This window comes from Pseudomonas sp. Irchel 3F3 (assembly GCF_900187545.1).
Lineage (GTDB): Bacteria > Pseudomonadota > Gammaproteobacteria > Pseudomonadales > Pseudomonadaceae > Aquipseudomonas > Aquipseudomonas fortuita.
Genome location: NZ_FYDS01000007.1, coordinates 442,103 through 459,867 on the forward strand (window position 1 = coordinate 442,103; position 17,765 = coordinate 459,867).

General features: G+C 59.2%; 9 protein-coding genes and 1 other RNA gene. All 10 read right to left on the bottom strand.

Features of this window, described 5'->3' with window-relative positions:
* Positions 1 to 98 precede the first annotated feature (98 nt).
* The 10 genes from CKW35_RS18170 to lldD all read right to left on the bottom strand — a co-directional run bounded on the left by CKW35_RS18170 (position 99) and on the right by lldD (position 17,721).
* Positions 99 to 3,377 carry a DEAD/DEAH box helicase family protein gene (locus CKW35_RS18170; RefSeq protein ID WP_095116536.1) on the bottom strand — a complete coding sequence of 1,093 codons (3,279 nt, stop codon included), beginning with the start codon at positions 3,375 to 3,377 and terminating at the stop codon, positions 99 to 101.
* 1 nt (position 3,378) lies between these two features.
* Positions 3,379 to 6,774: a DNA methyltransferase gene (locus CKW35_RS18175; protein ID WP_095116538.1), complete on the bottom strand. Its 3,396-nt coding sequence runs from the start codon at positions 6,772 to 6,774 to the stop codon at positions 3,379 to 3,381.
* Positions 6,775 to 6,794: 20 nt separating this feature from the next.
* Positions 6,795 to 7,916, bottom strand: a complete 1,122-nt coding sequence (fic, locus tag CKW35_RS18180; protein ID WP_095116540.1) for a protein adenylyltransferase Fic — start codon at positions 7,914 to 7,916, stop codon at positions 6,795 to 6,797.
* 195 nt (positions 7,917 to 8,111) lie between these two features.
* Complete coding sequence (locus CKW35_RS18185) at positions 8,112 to 11,012, bottom strand: SNF2-related protein (RefSeq protein WP_095116542.1); 2,901 nt, start codon at positions 11,010 to 11,012, stop codon at positions 8,112 to 8,114.
* Between the two features lie 327 nt (positions 11,013 to 11,339).
* On the bottom strand, positions 11,340 to 11,603 hold the full coding sequence (locus CKW35_RS18190; protein WP_016489250.1) for a DUF3077 domain-containing protein: 264 nt from the start codon (positions 11,601 to 11,603) through the stop codon (positions 11,340 to 11,342).
* 88 nt (positions 11,604 to 11,691) lie between these two features.
* A complete protein-coding gene (locus CKW35_RS18195) occupies positions 11,692 to 11,934 on the bottom strand; it encodes a hypothetical protein (protein WP_063422809.1) in 243 nt (80 codons plus the stop codon).
* Positions 11,935 to 12,292: 358 nt separating this feature from the next.
* Positions 12,293 to 12,691: a transfer-messenger RNA gene (gene ssrA, locus CKW35_RS18200) on the bottom strand.
* 99 nt (positions 12,692 to 12,790) lie between these two features.
* Entirely contained in the window at positions 12,791 to 13,081 is a 291-nt protein-coding gene (locus CKW35_RS18205; protein ID WP_023047600.1) for a hypothetical protein, read from the bottom strand.
* 608 nt (positions 13,082 to 13,689) lie between these two features.
* Positions 13,690 to 16,500 (bottom strand): FAD-binding and (Fe-S)-binding domain-containing protein, encoded by a 2,811-nt coding sequence (locus tag CKW35_RS18210; protein WP_095116543.1) that lies wholly within the window; start codon positions 16,498 to 16,500, stop codon positions 13,690 to 13,692.
* 75 nt (positions 16,501 to 16,575) lie between these two features.
* Positions 16,576 to 17,721 (bottom strand): FMN-dependent L-lactate dehydrogenase LldD, encoded by a 1,146-nt coding sequence (gene lldD / locus CKW35_RS18215; RefSeq protein WP_019470436.1) that lies wholly within the window; start codon positions 17,719 to 17,721, stop codon positions 16,576 to 16,578.
* Positions 17,722 to 17,765 lie beyond the last annotated feature (44 nt).

Genomic DNA, 17,765 nt, shown 5'->3' on the forward strand with positions numbered 1-17,765 from the left:
ACAATTGACGACGCCGCATGCTGACTGGGAGAGCGTGTGTGAGGTGGTCTTTAGGGCGGTAGTAGACTGCCCTAAAGACGCCTGAGTTTAGTAAGAAGTTACGGCACCACGAGCCCCATCACCTTGCCGATGTAGTCCGGTTCCCCGATAAAGAAAACATGCAGCGCATTCAGATCTGGGGTTGGCAGGCCTTGCTGACTCCACAGGTGCTGGATGCGCATGCGGTTCGTACTCGGTGACAGGATGACCGACTCCAGCGTGACCCCAGGATCATTCAGGCGCGCCTGCAGATCCTTGATGTTTTGCGAGAGCTGGATCTTGTCGCTGCCGGGGCCTTCGTGTTCCAGTCCGTGCGGGTCGATAAAGCAGATGCGCTGACTGCCATCCGACTTCAGGCACCAGAGGATAAAGTCTGGATAGAAATTGCCGGCTTCAAAGAAACCGACGCCCTGCTTGGCCAGGTTGCGCAGCAGGAAGATGCGCTCTCCACGTTCAGCAAGATTCGTTTCGTTGGCCGCCAGCCAAAGACGCAAGTCCTCGACGAACTGAAACTCGGACTTGTTGAGACCGACAGGCTGGATTTTCACCTTTTCGCTGGAGAGCAGTGGTTCGTAGAGGTGAGCATCTAGTCTCAGACCCTGGACGTGTCCGTGGTCACGCCAGCCCACCTGGGCGAGCTCTTCCTTCAGTGCTTTGATGTCGTCGATCAGGTATTGCTCGGTAGCCTCGACGATCAACTGGTAGTTGATGTCGTCACCCGGCAGGTTTTCGTTCTCGCGGGTGAGCAGAACCAGCTCCATGCGCGGATCGAGGTATTTGCGCTTTTGGTGATTGAAGCAGCGCTCGAGGGCACCGCAGAGCAGTTCGAAGGCTATTGATTGCCAGTGACGCAGGTTGGCCATCGAAGGTGCCCACCAGTGCGCGGGCACCAGGACGCGATACCAGTCTGGGGTCTCCAGCAGCGGGCGCAGTGCTTCTGCTTTAACGATGACGTTGTCCAGGTGTCGCTGGCGACGAAAGCGCTCCAGATCGAACCACAACTTGTCCCAGTCGAGCATCGACAGGCGCAAGGCATCGAAGTGACGTGGTGGGTTATCGGCTGCCTCAGGGGCCTGGCCCATGACCTCTTTAGCCTGGATCATCTGCAGGCGTGGGAAGCGATCAACCACCAAGGGCATTCCCCCCTTGGTCAAGCCAGGCGGGAGGGCTCCAATACTGAGATCCACGATGGGGCCGTGTTTGCGGAAGTCATACTGCTCCTGGGTGTCCTTGCGGAACTTGGAGCGGAGGATCTTCAGCTTCTGGCCAAAGTCGTGGGTGACGTTGAGGGTGATTTCCTCGACATGTGGCGCATCGTTTGGCGGTAGGCCTTCGCTTTCGAGGAAGTCGCGGAAGGTCGCCATAAAGTCGGCCTGCACACCGAACACGTTCAGCGTCTCCAGGAAGTGAATATCCCTCGGTGGGTTCACCGGCTGATAGCGGCTGGTACGCATCAGGCTTATGTCTTTGCCTTTCAGGCGCACGCCACGCCCGAAAAGCTGAATGATCTGTGCGCCTTCGCTCTGGCCCATGCGCATCAGGCCCAGGCTGGATACCCGCCAACAGTCCCAGCCCTCGATGAATTTCTTCGAGCCGATCAGCATGTGAATGGGCGAGGTCGGTTTATGCACGTCACCGAATACCGGCTCGCCAAACTCGCTAGGGCGCACCTCGGCAAGGGACTGTTTGTCTTCCAGCTCATCCTGCACATGCTTGGCCAGCGCCGCGGCATCGCCGACGTTGATGACACCAAAGGGTTGGTCGGCTTCGCCAACTTTCAGCAGCAATTCGCCGCTGTCGCCTTTCACGCGCTCGACCACCAGGTGACCGCCACCAGGGGCATGGAACAGGCGCTGGCAGATGTCGGCATAGAATTGTGCCGCGCTCTGCTTCAAGCCCTTCAGGTAGGGGAAGGACTGCACGAAGATGTCGTGGCCTTGTGCATCGACCAGGCCTGTCTGCTGGCTGTTGCCGTTGAGCACGGTATGGATAAGGCCGGTGAAGGCTTCACGGTGGGCTAGGAAGCGCGCCAGGAAGTCGAGGATCTGCGCCACATCGGACGGCTCTACGCTTTCCTCATCGACCTTGCGCCCGGTGACGCTGGCACCGACAAAGACCCACAACGGCTTTTCCAGGTTGTAGCCGGTGTAGCGATTGCCCGCCTCGGTGAACATGCGCAACTGCTGATAAAACCCCAGCAGGGCAGCGGTCAGGTAGGTGTCCTTGTGGGCCAGCTCATCCCGAGGCAGGTTGAAGATGCGGTAGTCCTTGCCATAACCGTCGGCATAGAAGTAGCGGTAGCTGTAATCGAACAGCACTGCTTTGGCGTAGCTCTCGGCCAGCACGCGGTCGTTGGCTGCCTTGACTGCCTGTTTGAAGGTGGCGGAGTACTCGAAGGTGAAGCCCTTGGCCGCCAGCTTGTCGCGCTTACTTTTCCAGTCGCTGCCGCTCATGCCACGGTGGCCTTCGTCCACCAGCAGCAGGTTGCCATCGCCAAAGCTGTCGACGGCCATTTGCTTGACCTTTTGTTCGTCCGCCAGTTTGGTTATTTCGGTCAGCAGCGGTACATCGAGGGCGTTTTGCCCGCGTGAGATCAGGTCGCTTTCCTGGCGCAGTGGCTCCGGGTAGAAGCCGTTCTCGCGCAGTTCCCGCTCGTGCTGCTCGGACAGGCGTTCGTTCGGCGACAGCACAATGACCCGGCTGAAAGCATCGGCCTGCCCAGTCGCTCGCGCATGCTGGGCAAACTGCAGCAAATTCACATGCATGAGTAACGTCTTGCCACTGCCCGTGGCGTTTTGCAGGCAGATCTTGTTGAGGTCTTCAACAGCGTAAGCGCCGATGCCGGTTTCGCGCCCTTGGCCTTGGTGGTGCTGGTTGAAGCGCTCGATAAATTCATTGAGTGCTGCGCACAGACCCTGGCGGTCGTTGAAGTAGCGGTCGAGGTAGATCTCGACAAACAGGAGAGTCAGCCACTGGAAGTATTTCCAGGCGATTTCTCCCTTGTGCTTGCGCCGGGCATTGATCGCCCGCGTATGCGCCACCAGGTTGGCGTCGTAACGCTCCAGCTCAACCGGGGTCAATGTCGCATTGGCAGGCAAGTGCGAGATCAGCTTCGCCAGAAAGCGGTGCTTGCCGTCCGGGCCGATGCCCGGCTCGGCGCTACGCAGCGACTTGGCGATTATCTCCAGTGGCCGCACAGTGCGGCCTTCATCCTTGTGAGTCACCAGCGGATCGATGTCAAACAGGCTGATCAGATACTGATTGAGTACTAAGGCATCCTGAAAGTGACTGGCTACCAGCGGTGGTTGAACTTTGCTTTTACGCGGGGCGCGAGCCATCTCAAGCGTCCTCCCACATGCGCTGGGCGAAGGTCTCTTCGATCAGGCGCACGCGTGTGGCGGCATCGCCATCGCTGGACAGGGCATGGTTGCCGTTGACGTAGATGGTGGCGAACTCGCTTTCACGTGGGGTGATTCCGCGCTTGTTCAGCCAGGCTTCCAGGGCGGCTTGATCACGACCGGAATCGCCGGTTAGCTTGCGCCAGATCACCAGCACACGTTCACGCGACAACTCGTCGCCCGGTACGCTCAGAATGTGGCCTTCCACGGCGCGGAACCAGAACTCGCCATCGTCACGCTCTTTGATGGCGGTTGAGCGCCAGCGCGTGTCTTGGTCTTTGGGCAGCTCGGGGTCAGTTTCACGCACCAGCTCAATGGCATAGCGGCGCGGCTGATCTAGGTGGGCGACATGCAGGCCAATCAACCAGTTGAAGGTTTCCACCAGATCGATGGTTTTCACCACCTGGGCGTCGCTGCCAGGCTGTTTGACCTTGAGTTTGTAGGACGTGGGATCGGTAAACTCGCGCACATTGAGCAGGCTCGGGCTGCCGGCGGTTTCAAACTCAAGCCAGTATTTGAGCAGGTAGTCGCGGGCCATCTCTGCGGACTCAGGAGTGCTGGTGTTCAGACGAGGAGTGTCTGGTAGTTGCAAATTATTCAGGGTGTCTTCGAACGATTCGAGGCGCAAATATTTGAAGCAATGGCTTATGCCATCTCGTGAAATGGGCTTTTCATTTCTCCAAGTGTCTGAGTATACGGATTTTTTTATTCTGGGTAGAAGTACGGATGAGAAATGCTCTCCCATCTCGAAGAGAACGTACTTGTCATTATTTTGGTTTTTTCTATTCGTGCTTATAACTGCATGGCCTGTGCTTCCTGAGCCTGCAAAATAATCTAGAACATAGTTTCCTTCTGCATTTTGGGCCATCTCGATAAGTCGGGATATTAGTTTAATAGGCTTTTTCCCTAGCGGGAAGTCGACTGCGCCTTCGTGTTTCAAATTGTTGGTATCGATGTCCATCCATATGGTTGATGCTGGCTCGGCTATAGCTTGAGTTCCATCAACAGTCCTTACGGATTTTGAAAGGAAATAAAACTGTCTTCCTCCTAGTAGATACATCGTTTCGCTAGTGTCGCGCTCAACTGCGACTACTTGATCTTTATTGTTTTTCGAGTGTTCGATATGGTCGCGAAGCCAGGGCGCTGGCTTTTGTAAGGTCTTGGTCTCGAATACACGGTCTGCATTTTTTATAGCAAATTGTTCGCATGCGTTTTCAACAATCGCAGATGCAGCATCCCCCCATTTCTGGCGGGCTAGCTTCATTCCAGTTGCAGAGTTTTCACATTGGAAACCCAGATCTTGAAGGACTTGAACCTTGATAGGTTTGAATTCCCAGAGAGAGCAGTCTTGCTCCGGATTAACAATAAATCTTGAAAAATGAGCGAGGTCTACGGGTTTTTTCACGTAGCTAGTCGTGTAGCTGTAATTGTTTCTGTCTTTTGCTGCAAAAATTAGCCTGTCAGAGACGTCTACTGGGCCGAGGTTTACTGTGCGAAAGCTGGAGGCGGTAGAACACTTTGTCGTCACAGTTGTGATGTAGCTTCCTTCACCAAGAGCGCTTTCAAGTAGTCCCCTGTAGCGCCAGTCTTCAATGTCGTTAAGGTTGCAGATAATTCCAGCGGAATCAGAAAGTAACTCTTTTGCGATACTCAGTCTGTCTGCTTGCATAGAACACCAGCTAGAGTGTCTGTAGTTGTCCTTGTAAATAAAGTCATCTCCGCCGGTGTTGTATGGCGGGTCTATGTAGATCAATTTAACCTGGTGGCTGAGTTTTTCTTTTGCAATTGAAAGGGCTTGAAAGTTGTCGGACTGGATAATTATTCCATTGCAGGATTTGTCCAGTTCGCTTTGGGTTGCCAGTATTATTTCTTTTTTTTCTTCGTCAAGAAAGCGCGTGTCGATTGAAAGGAATTTATTGGCTTTCAAAAACTCTATAGAGAGAGGCTCGCTGTATCCGGGCTGTGCCATGTCTGCCTTGATTTCATCAATGGCAAATAATTTCACCCACTCTTCCCGCTGCTGCTCATTGGCTGCAATTTCTGGATAAAAGCTTTCCGGGATGCGATCCAGGGTGATGCAGTACTGGGTCTCGACAACGAATTTTTTCTTGAGCCAGAGTTTTTTCTGGAAATCTTCGAGCTGGGCGAGAAAGTCGACAATGCGCCGTGCAATCTTGCGCAGCACGCGCAGCTTTTTCAGGTATTCATCCACGCGCGGAGCATCGGCGGCCTCGATGTCGTCGAGGCGAATGATCTCGTTCTTGATATAGAAATCCAGCTCGCGACGGAGGAAGCCACCGAGGTTCTTGTGGATGAAGTAGTCCATGGTATTGCGCGCAGTGAACTGGCCCAGGTATTTGCCCAGCAGTGTGCGGTTGGGCTGCTTGTCGGTGGGGGCTGGAGCAAACAGCGGCTGCTCGAAGGCGCGCAGCTCAGGGTGAGGGAACACCAGATTAGCGAGCTGCTCGCCTACGACTTGTTCGGCCTCCGCCAGACGCTTTTGCTGCCAGGTGCCGGCTTGGCCGGACTTCGTGCTGTCGGGGCGGTAGTCGAACTGCACGACGAGTTCCGGCAGCCCTTTCTCGTTGGTTTCAAGCTTCAGCGGTTCTGCCGCGTGGATGATAAAGAAGCGCTCCTGGCCTTCTTTGACGTTGTTGTGCTCGCCTTCTGCGGCAGCGGCCAGGCGGAAATGCACCTTCAGCGGGGTTGTGGCTGTTGGCTGGAATTCGAAGCCGCTTTGCGGCCCCTGTTCCTTGGCCCGGGCTGCGGTGAGATCGAAGGTGAAGTTGCTGAGCGCTTCACTCGACTTGATGTAGTACTGGTCTTTGTTGGCCCAGTGCAGCATGACTTCGCGGCCATCGTAGGGCACGGCATAGGGCGCAGCACGGCTGTCGTTCTCGGCGACGAAGTAGCGCTTCGACATGAAATCGCCCTTGTCGTAGTAACGACTGAAGAAGCGGTACAGGTGTTCGTACACCTGGGCATCGTCAGCCAGTACACCGCCGCCATCGCGGGCGTGCTGCTGGGCCAGCTCGAGCTCTTTGCCGACCGTGGTGCCGCGATATTCAGGCTTCAGTTCACCCGTGGGCAGGAAGGCGTCCTCCCCGAGGGTCTCGGCGACTTTTACCCGCGCGGCTTCTAACGCGTCATGGGCGTTGCTTTGCGATTGGCCGGCAAAGTGGGCATCGATCTCGCTGCCCAGCTCGGTATCGATAAAGGTTCTGATCTGTGCGCTACGGGCGTGAAGGATGCGGTACAGGCCGAAGTCGAGCTCGGGTTGGTTGAGCTGGAAGAGCTCGCCCAGCAGGGCGATGAATTGGTCTTTTTGCTTGCTCATATGTACTTCTCAAAAAAGGGTCAGGCGTAGGGCTTGAATTCGTTGCTGTCGCGAATCAGTAGCTGCATCAGCTTGGGGTGGATAAAGAGCTTTTCCTTGCCGACCTGCACCTCTTGCAGGACGCCGATGACGACAAGCTCTTTGAGGTAGCGAGAGGCGGCCTGACGTTGGGCAATCTGTTTGTCGACGACGTTGCTAATGCGGCAATAGGGCTGCTCGAAAATTACGTCCACCAGCTCGCGGGAGTAGGTTTTCGGCAGCTGTTCGCGAACAAACTGGGTGGTGTGTTCGGAGAGGCTGCGGATGGCGGCTATTTTGGCAGTGGTCCAGCGTGCGGTTTCTTCCACGGCGCTGAGCATGTACAGCAGCCAGGGCTCCCAGGCTTGTTCGCGGGTGACATCCAGCAGCAGACGATAGTAGTCGGCACGGTGGGCGATGATGTAACGGCTGAGATAGAGAATCGGCAGATTCAGCAGACCTTCGTGGATCAGATACAGGGTGTTGAGCACGCGCCCGGTGCGGCCATTGCCATCGGTGAACGGGTGGATAGCCTCGAACTGGTAATGCCCGACGGCCATGCGTACCAGCGGATCGAGGTCGGTCTCGTTGTGCAGGAAGCGCTCCCAGTTGGCGAGCAGATCGCGCAAACGGTCTTCACCTTCCGGTGGGGTGTAGATGATCTCGCCGGTGCGGTCGTTGGCCAGCTGGGTGCCCGGCACCCGGCGTATATCCATGTTCACGCCCTTGAGCGTGCGGCAGATCTCGACTGCCGTGCCGGTGGAGAGTGGGCGCTCGGCCAGCGATTGGTAACCATGATGCAGGGCCTTGCGGTAGCGCAAGGCTTCCTTGGTCGCGGGGTCGGCATGGTTATCGCCATCCTGGGCATGCTGAAAGAGCAAATCCGTGGTGGTGACGATACTTTCGATTTCCGAGCTGTCCTTGGCTTCCAGCAATGGGATGGTGTTGATCAGCACCGTCTGGTTGGGGATCAGCTCGGCCGCCTGCTTCAATCCGGCCAGTGCTGCGCGGGCCTCGATACAGCGCTTGAGCACTGCACGGGTTTCAAGCTCGGCTGCCGGTGGCAGAGGCGGCAGCTGGTTATAGGGCTTGTCGGCCTGCCAGGGGAGGGGGGATGCGGTCATGGATGCGATCCTGATCCTTGGGGTATCCATCTAAAGGCAAGGGCGCTCTGATGAGCGCCCTTTTCGTGGCGTCAGTGTAAACATGTGTGCATAACGTGTCGCTATTTTTTAGTTTCAGCGACATGTTTTGCTCTCGTGTCGCTGGCGGCGACATGTGCGCACAACGTGTTCTTGAAATGGCTTTTTAGCGACGTGTTAGCTCACGGCCCAGCGCACAGTGAACAGTGTTTGGGTGCGGCTGGCACGATGCAGGCGCTTTTCCAGGGCTTCGATAAGGGCATCGCGGCGAGCTTCTATCTCGTCTTCCACGGCAAAGATCTCTTGGCGTTGCCGGCGTTGCTCGCCTTCCACCTTGCGGATGTCGTCCTGTAAGCTTCGTGCCTCGTCCATGCTCTGGGCGGTACGGGCTTGCCGCTTTAGGCCTTTGAGCTTGAGCTTGGTGTCTTGCAGGGCTTGCTCGGCAGCGAGGATGCGGTCTTCGGCCCAGGCGTCCAGTTTTTCGCGTTCTTGCTGGAAAAACTTGTCGTTCTGCTCTAGTGCTTGGCTCAGCGCTGCATCGATTTGGCGACGGGCGTTGCCATGCAGGTCATCGGGCGGGGCGCTGTGGGTTGGCTCGGCGGTAGCGCACAGTTGGAAGAGTTTTTCGCAGGTTTCCTGATCGAGCAGTTCGCCGCTATCGGCCATGGCGGTGAATACCAGGTGCTCCTCACGTTGAAAGCTGTCGAGCTCCAGCAAGTTGAGCTGAAGCCAGCCTTGCTGATCGACCAGCTGCTCGATGACGCTGATGCGCGGGTTGCGGCCTTCCAGCCATTGCGCATAGCTGAAGCGCAGAGTGGCTGTGGGGGCAGGGGCGTTACGTCCCTGATCGAGTACGTATTCGCCCAGTGGGTGCGTCAGGCGGTAGATCCGGGTGTTTTCAATCTGAGCTTGTTTTGCCAGTTCGCCCTTGCGAATGAGCTGGTAGTGCCCGGTTGCGATCTGGGAAAGGGGCGGCAGGCTGAGGTCGAAAGTCAGTAGGTTGCTATCGAACCTGGCTTGCTCTGCCAAGATGTACTGAGTCAATTGCCAAAACAGCCGCGTGATTCGGTCTAGCTGGCTTTCAGCGCGCTCTTTGTGGGTTTTGAGTAGGCTGTGGATATCGGCATCGAAATTTTCCAGCAAGAGCTTTTCGGTTTCCAGCATGCGTGCCTGGATATCAGCATCCAGTTCGGCACGCAGGCTGGCAAACGCGGAATCGATCTCTTGGGGCGTGCGGCAGCAGTCGTAAATTTCGGCAATACGTTTCTCGAAGTCGATGCCGGCTTCGATCCTGCCGAGCACTTGGTCAGATGCACCGAAAACACCATCGAACAGGTGAAACTTGTCCTGCAGTAGGGCCAGTACACGCTGGTCTGCGGCATTGCGTTGGTTGAGGAAGTTGATCACCACTACGTCGAAACGCTGCCCGTAGCGATGGCAGCGACCAATGCGTTGCTCTACGCGCTGGGGATTCCAGGGCAGATCGTAGTTCACCACCAGGGAGCAAAACTGCAGGTTCACACCTTCGGCGGCTGCCTCGGTGGCAATCAAAATTTCCGCGCTACTACGGAAGTGATCAATCAGCGCTGTACGACGGTCTATGGCGGGTGAGCCGGTGACACGGTCGCTGCCATGGTAGCGAGCCAACCAGCGCTGATAAATGCCGGTTGCGGCTTCACCCAGATTGCCACCGCTGAAGGTGACAATCTTGCCGGCGTGCCCATGAGCCTCTAGAAAACGAGCCAGGTATTCCTGGGTACGGCGGGACTCGGTGAAGATTACTGCTTTACGCGGTGCGCCCATACCGGACATGCGTGCAAAGCCTTGTTCGAGCGCGTTCAGTAGGGCGAAGGATTTTTGGTCTTCGCGAATGCTGTGAGCGATTTCGATATAAAGGTCGAGCTCGGCGATTTCCTTGCTCAGCAGTTCGAAGTCGAGCTTGCTGGCTGAGTCATGAACATCGTAGTTGGCTGAGTCTTCCGCTGCTTCGAGAAGGTCTTCCTCCAGGTCGTCCTCTTCAATCAGGTGCTCGAACCATTCCTCATCGATGCTCTGACGTTCCAGCAGTTTCTGCAGGCGTACTTTGATGGCTTGCAGTGTGGCGACGACAGCTTCCGTGGACGAGGCCAGCAGCTTGCGCAGGATAAGAGCCACGAGATGCTTCTGGCGCTGTGGGAAGCCGTAGCTGAAGTCGCGGTGCAAATACGCGGAGATGAGGTCGTAAAGCCGCTGCTCGTCATCGCTCGGGGTAAATGGTGTGGTCAGCGCATGGCGCTGAGTATAGGGCACGTACTCCAGAACATCCCTACGCAAGGTGCGCTTAATAAAGGCCTGCAAACGGCGGCGCAAAGCTGCCAGGTCGCCATCCGTATTGTTGTACTGAGCGCGAAAGCTGCGCTCATCGCCGAAGATGTCCTCGTCAATCAGCGAGCTGAGGCCATACAGCTCCATGAGTGAGTTCTGCAGCGGTGTGGCCGTTAGCAAAAGCTTGCGTCGCCCGGCCAGTGAGCGTTTGAGAGATTGCCCAGTTTCGTTGCTTTTTCGGTGGGCATTGCGCAGCTTGTGGGCTTCATCGATAACGACTAAATCCCAGGGAATATTGCCCAGCTGCTCTTGCATACGTGCGGCAAAGTGGAACGATATGATGCTGATAACGTCGCGGGCCAACGGATCGTAGATGCCATCCTGGCGAAGCTGTTTCCAGGTACGGGCATCCAACACCTGGGTGGGCAAATTGAATTTTTCGGAAAGCTCCTGCGCCCATTGTTTGCGCAGTGCCGCTGGGCAGATGACCAAGAGGCGACGGCGACGTTCGGCCCAGAGCTGGCCTAGAACCAAGGCGGCTTCAATCGTTTTACCCAAGCCGACTTCGTCAGCCAGCATCACGCCTTTACTCAGGGGGTTTTGCAGGGCAAAAAGGGCGGCATCAATCTGGTGTGGGTTGAGGTCGACACTGGCGTCGAACAGCGACTGGGAAAGCCGGTCCTCTTCGCTGGCTGCACGGCGCCGCGTCAGCTCCCAAGCGAAATACTTGGCGTGATGGGGCGTGAGGCTGCTTGTAGGATTGAGCGTCGACATCAACTGCCCTCGGTAATGTCCATGAGCCGAACGATGCAGATCCTGCATCCGGGTTAGTTTTGAGTTGCTGAACTGGTTGCGACCGTGTCCCAACTTTACCGATGTGATGAGGAGGTTTGTAGCTTTATTAGGCTGGACTGGTTCACCCTGAATTTCCCGGTGCACAATGTGCCTGCTTACTACCTAGGCATTCGTATGACCCGTGACGGTACATTCGAAGAAATTTAAAACGGGCGGGGAGCTCTTATCCAGCAGCAGCTGGCGGGGCGTTGAAGTAACAGGGGCCAAGCGGCTGACGCTGACCCCATAAACATCCCGGTGCGTGACTCAACGCATCATGCCGAGTTCGGCATCATCCAACAGCGCTTTGCCCAACGCACAGAGGTAGTGCGCTGCCCAGATCAGTTTGGGCTTGTCTTCCATCAGGCCATCAATGGTCAGGTCCCGCGCATAGCCCATCAGTTCCGAGGCCTGTTCGCGGGCGTTCTGGCAAGGGATGCCGGGTTCGATGCGGAACAGTGGGTGGGTCTGGTTTTCGCCTTGAAAGAAGATAGTTTTGCCGACTGTGCAGTTCGTGTCTTCGGTGGTCATTGATCAATCTCCCTGGTCTGGTGGTTGCCTGGGCTGGCCCTATCGCCGGCAAGCCGGGCTCCCACAGGTTTTTCGCTCGGTATGCGAATCAGTGCATCGGTTGCGGGTTCGCTGGCTGTTGTATTTGCACCAGCGCTGACTCGAGTAATCGGCGCAGGGTTTCGAGCTCGTGCATCGAGGCCATGATCAACACCGATGCGGGCGACCTGGGCTGCATCAGCATCGCCTGCTGGGCTACGGCTTCTGCACAGAGTGCGTAGTCCGAGGCCATCATGATCGTGTCTTCCAGGGAGTGGAGGTGGTGAGGTGGGTCAGGAACAATCTTTAACATTGTGCTGTGTTCTCGATAGGGGCCACCGCCAACCCGCTGTCAAACGGAATGGTGGCAGCTGTGCATGGGTTGACAGACCGGCGAACACAGAAACCGGCGCACGCGAGCGTGCCCCATGCACAACCGCCATGAACGGTTATGCGCGCTGTGTATCGTTGCGGCCTGTCAAAGCCGGTCGTTGATGAGCAACGACCCACCGAGACTAAAACCCTGAAAAAATGACCGCAACGGAAAACAGGCGCTGGGAGTATCTTTGGGAAACGCCCTACAAGAAAGGGGGGAAATCCGATTTTTCGCCCGCAAATCCCAAAATTCAGACACAAAAAAAGACGCCCGAGGGCGTCTTCTTCTTTGGATTTGGTGGAGCCGGGGGGATTTGAACCCCCGTCCGCCAGTACTCCGCTGTCGGTACTACATGCGTAGCCGTGTCTACTGATTTAATCCGCAGCCGCCCGACGGGCAGGGTGCTTTGGATGAGTTGTGTAAGTTTTAGTCACTTCGCCCACAACGTGCTACGCGACGATCCTGTTCTGTATGACAATCAGTTCGGGTTTACAGGCATCCCCTAGTGATTGCTGGAGCCGAAGCTACCAGAAGCAACGGGTCAAGAGGACTGCTTACGCAGCCAGCTTGTACTCCGCGCCGTAGTTTTCGTCATTGGCAACTATAAAAGTTGCAACAGTGGATTTACGAGTTCTGTTACCAACTCGGCATGCACCTAGAGTTTCGCTACCGGCGTCGAATCCTAATCGGCCCCACACTAGCGTTACGCTAACGCACCTTACGGCACGTGGAATGGAGTATACGCCATTGCGCGGGCGACGTCGACAGCCGGTCCTGTCGCCCGCTTCATGGCTCACGCGCCGCCGCTGCCGGAGCCGCTGCCTTTCTCGGTTTTCTCCAGGCGTTCCAGCACTTTGCTGGTGATGGCGATGCATTCCTTGGTGTCGCCCGAGGCCTGGGCGGCTTTGGCTTTGTCCACCTGCTCGGTAAGGGCCTTGTCCAGGCCTTCGGAGGTGGCGCCGGCGGTGGCCATGCTGTCGTCGATCTTTTGCAGGTTGGTGTTGCAGAGGTCATCGGCGGCGAACACCGGCGAAGCCAGCAGGGTGGCGGCCGCGAACAGGGCCGAAAGCGCGGTACCTTTCATGGGTGTCTCCTCTGGGGCCTCTGGAAGGTGGGCCTGTAGGGTGGACTGTGGGGGATTGGCGGGGGTTCAATCGGGATGGTGGCGGGGCGATATTGAGGTGGGGGATGGCACCGGCTTTGCCGGTGTTCGCGGGGCGAGCTCGCTCCCACATGGATCGCGGTTGGCTCGGGGATGCGCTGTAGCGGGGGCTTTAGGGGGCTGTGGGGACTGGTTGGTCGGGGGTGGTGGCGGGGCGATGTTGGGGTGGAGGATGGCACCGGCTTTGCCGGTGTTCGCGGGGCGAGCCCGCTCCCACATGGATCGTGGTTGGCTCGGGGATAGGCTGTAGCGGGGGCTTTAGGGGAGTGTGGAGATTGGTTTGTCGGGGTGGTGGCGGGGCGATGTTGGGGTGGGGGATGGCACCGGCTTTGCCGGTGTTCGCGGCTGAAGCCGCTCCCACAGGGATCGTGCTTGGCTCGGGTATGCGCTGGACCTGTGGGAGCGGCCTTGTGTCGCGAAGGGCTGCAGAGCAGCCCCGGGGATCTATGCAGCGCTGCTGAGAACCTGGGGCCGCTTTGCGGCCCAATCGCGACGCAAGGCCGCTCCTACAACAGTGAAGGTGTCTGCCTTTAGATGCTGCGTGGCCGGGTAACACGGTCTACCAGGTAGACCAGGCCGTGGTAGTCGATGCCGCTGTGGCTCGACAGGCCTATTTCGCAGGTGCGGCTGGTGGAGATGCCTTCGCTGCAATACTGCACCGCATCCTTCAGGCTGCGCAGCGAGTGGGCGTTGAGCTCGGGGGTGGTGAAGCCTTTGTCACCGGCAAACCCGCAGCAATGGATGCCTTCGGGGATTACCACCTGTTTGCTGCAGCGCCGCGCCAGGTCGATCAAGGCCTGGCTTTCGCCCAGGTGCTGGGTGCTGCAGGTCACGTGCACGGCCACCGGTTCGTCCTGGGGGGTGAACTCCAGGCGGTCGAGCAGGTGGGTGCGGATGAAGCGCACGGGGTCGTACAGGTCCAGCCGGGTTTCGCCCAGGTCTTGCACCAGGCGCAGGGTGCAGGGGCTGGTGTCGCAGTAGATCGGGTCAAGGCCGCCGCGGCTGGCGTGCAGCAGGGCGGTGATCAGCTCCTGGCGCTTGTGCTCGGCCTGTTCGGGGTAACCCTTGGAGGCGAAAGGTTGGCCGCAGCACAGGCTGTCGGCGTTGTCGGGGAACACCACCTGGTAACCGGCCTTTTCCAGCAGGGCGCGGGTTTTGTCCAGCAGCGAGCTTTGCTCGCGGTCGGCATAGGCCGGGCCCATCACCCGTGACACGCAGGCGGCCAGGTACACCACGCGGGGCCGGGCGTCGTTGCTGACAGGGCCGAAGCTGATCGGGCGCAGGGGTTGTGGCATGGCCGGGGTCCACTGGGGCAGGCGGCCTTTGCTGGCTTTGCTCAGCGAGGCGCTCAGGCGGCCCAGGCGCGGGGCGCCGAGTAGCTTGCGGGCGGTGTTGGCGGCCGTGAGGGTAAGGCGGGCGCCACCCAGTGCAGTGTGGAAGTGCTCGGCCAGCCAGTCGGCAGTCTTGTTGTGCTCGGCGGCCTGGCTGCGCAGCTTTTTCACCAGCTCGCCGGTGTTGATGCCGACCGGGCAGCGCTGGGCGCACAGGCCAGTGGCTGCGCAGGTTTCGATGCCTTGGTACTGGTAGGTCTGCATCAGTTCGCGGGTGTCGATGCCGGCGCGTTGCTTGGCCTGGATGTCACGCCACATGACGATGCGCTGGCGTGGGCTGAGGGTAAGCCCCTTGGACGGGCACACCGGTTCGCAGAAGCCGCATTCGATGCACTTGTCGACGATTTCGTCGGCGGCAGGCAGCGGCTTGAGGTTTTTCAGGTGGATATCAGGGTCATCGCTCAGCACCACGTCGGGGTTGAGGATGCCGTTGGGGTCGAGCAGGCGCTTGAGCTTCCACATCAGCTGGTAGGCGTCATGCCCCCATTCCAGTTCCACGAATGGGGCCATGTTGCGCCCGGTGCCGTGTTCGGCTTTTAGCGAACCGCCAAACTCCACGGCCACCAGTTGCGCCACGTCGTCCATGAAGGCCTGGTAACGGGCGACTTCCTCGGCGCTGTTGAAGCCTTGGGTGAAGACGAAGTGCAGGTTGCCTTCCAGCGCGTGGCCAAAAATGATCGCTTCGTCATAGCGGTGCTTGTCGAACAGCAGGATCAGGCGGTTGACGCCTTCGGCCAGTTGCTCGACGGGGAAGGTCACGTCTTCGATGATCACCGTGGTGCCGGTCTGGCGCACGGCGCCGACGGCGGGGAAGGTGTCCTTGCGGATTTTCCACAGCTGGTTGTACACGGCCGGGTCTTCGCTGAAGTCCACTTGCTGTTCCAGCGGGAAGTCGGCGATCGAGGCCATCACCTGGTGCAGTTGTTCGTGCAGCAGGCTCTGGCTGGCGGCGCGGGACTCGATCAGCAGGGCGCAGGCGTTGTCTGACAGGCCTTTTACCCACAGCGGCATGCCGGGCATGTTCTGCACCGAGCGCAGGCTGCGGCGGTCGAGCAGTTCCACGGCCGAGACCGGCTGCTGCTTGAGCACGGGTACCGCGCGGCAGCAGCTTTCGACGCTGGGGAACACCAGCAGGGCGCTGGCCTTGTAAGGGTGGTCGGGCACGGTGTTGTAGGTGACGGCGCTGATGAAGCCCAGCGTGCCTTCGGAACCGACCAGCAGGTGCTGCAGGATGTCCAGCGGCTGGTCGTAGTCCACCAGTGCGTTCAGCGACAGGCCGGTGGTGTTCTTCAGCCGGTATTTGTGCCGGATGCGCTCGGCCAGGGCGGTGTTGGCGCGGGTCTCGCGGGCCAGGCTGGCCAGCGATGCCAGCAGCGCGGCGTGGCTTTTTTCAAAGGCGGCGACGCTGGCTGGGTCTTCGCTGTCCAGGCGGGTGCCGTCGGCCAGCACCAGGCGCAGGCCGGCCAGGGTGTGGTAGGTGTTCTGCGCGGTGCCGCAGCACATGCCGCTGGCGTTGTTGGCAACGATGCCGCCAATTTTGCAGGCGTTGATCGAGGCCGGGTCGGGGCCGATCTTGCGCCCGAAGGGGGCCAGCCAGGCGTTGGCCTGGGCGCCGATCACGCCGGGTTGCAGGCGGATCTGCTCGCCCTGGCCACGGATTTCGCGGCCGTTCCAGTTATCGCCGAGCACAATCAGCACCGAGTCGGTGATGGCCTGGCCAGACAGGCTGGTGCCGGCGGCGCGGAAGGTGACCGGCACCCGCTCGCGCTGGGCCAGTTTGATCAGGCCGACCACTTCGTCCTCGGACTCGACGCGCACCACCAGCTTGGGGATCAGCCGGTAGAAGCTGGCGTCGGTGCCAAAGGCCAGGGTGGACGTGGGGTCGTCGAAGCGGCGTTCGGCGGGTATCAGGCGCTCGGCATCACGCAGGAACGCGGCGGGCAAGCTCATGCAGTCTCCTCGCGGGGCTGTGGCGTCTGTGCGCCACATGCCCCGGGTCAATCAGGCGGTGTTTCTTGCAGGCGGTCAGGCGCCCAGTTCGCGTACCAGCGAGTCACGGGTGATCTCGCTGATCGACTTGGCGCCGGTCAGCACCATGGCCACGCGCATTTCCTTCTCGAACAGCTCAAGCAGGTTCTTCACCCCGGCCTGGCCATGCACGGCAAGGGCGTAGAGGAAGGCGCGGCCGATCAGTACGGTGTCGGCGCCCAGGGCGATCATGCGCACCACGTCGAGGCCACTGCGGATGCCGGAGTCGGCCAGAATCTTCAGGTCGCCTTTGACGGCGTCGGCAATGGCCGGCAGGGCGCGGGCGCTGGACAGCACGCCATCGAGCTGGCGGCCGCCGTGGTTGGACACCACGATGCCGTCGGCGCCGAACTTGACCGCATCGCGGGCGTCATCGGCATCCAGAATGCCCTTGATGATCATTGGGCCGTCCCAGTACTCGCGGATCCACTCCAGGTCTTTCCAGGAGATGGACGGGTCGAAGTTGTTACCCAGCCAGCCGATATAGTCGGCCAGGCCGGTGGGGTTGCCGCGGTACTTGGAGATGTTGCCCAGGTCGTGCGGGCGGCCCATCACCCCCACATCCCACGCCCACTCGGGGTGGGTCATGGCTTGCAGCACGCGGCGCAGCGGGCCGTTGCGGCCGCTCATGCCCGAGTGGGCATCGCGGTAGCGGGCGCCGGGTACGGGCATGTCGACGGTGAACACCAGGGTTTTGACACCGGCGGCCTTGGCCCGCTCCAGGGCGTTGCGCATGAAGCCGCGGTCCTTCAGCACGTACAGCTGGAACCACATCGGCCGGTCGATGGCCGGGGCCACTTCTTCGATCGGGCACACCGACACGGTCGACATCGTGAACGGGATGCCGTGGGCGGCCGCTGCACGCGCCGCCTGCACTTCGCCCCGGCGGGCGTACATGCCGGTGAGGCCGACCGGGGCCAGGGCCACCGGCATGCTCAGGGTTTCGTCGAACAGCTTGGTTTCCAGGCTGAGCTCGGACATGTTGTTCAGCACGCGTTGGCGCAGGGCAATACCGGCCAGGTCCGACACGTTGTGGCGCAGGGTGTGCTCGGCGTAGGCGCCGCCGTCGGCGTAGTGGAACAGGAAAGGAGGCAGCTTGCGTTGGGCCGCGGCGCGATAGTCGGTAGAGGCAGAAATGATCATGGATTCTCGCAGCGTTGCTTGTGGGGAGTGCCGGGCGCGCGATG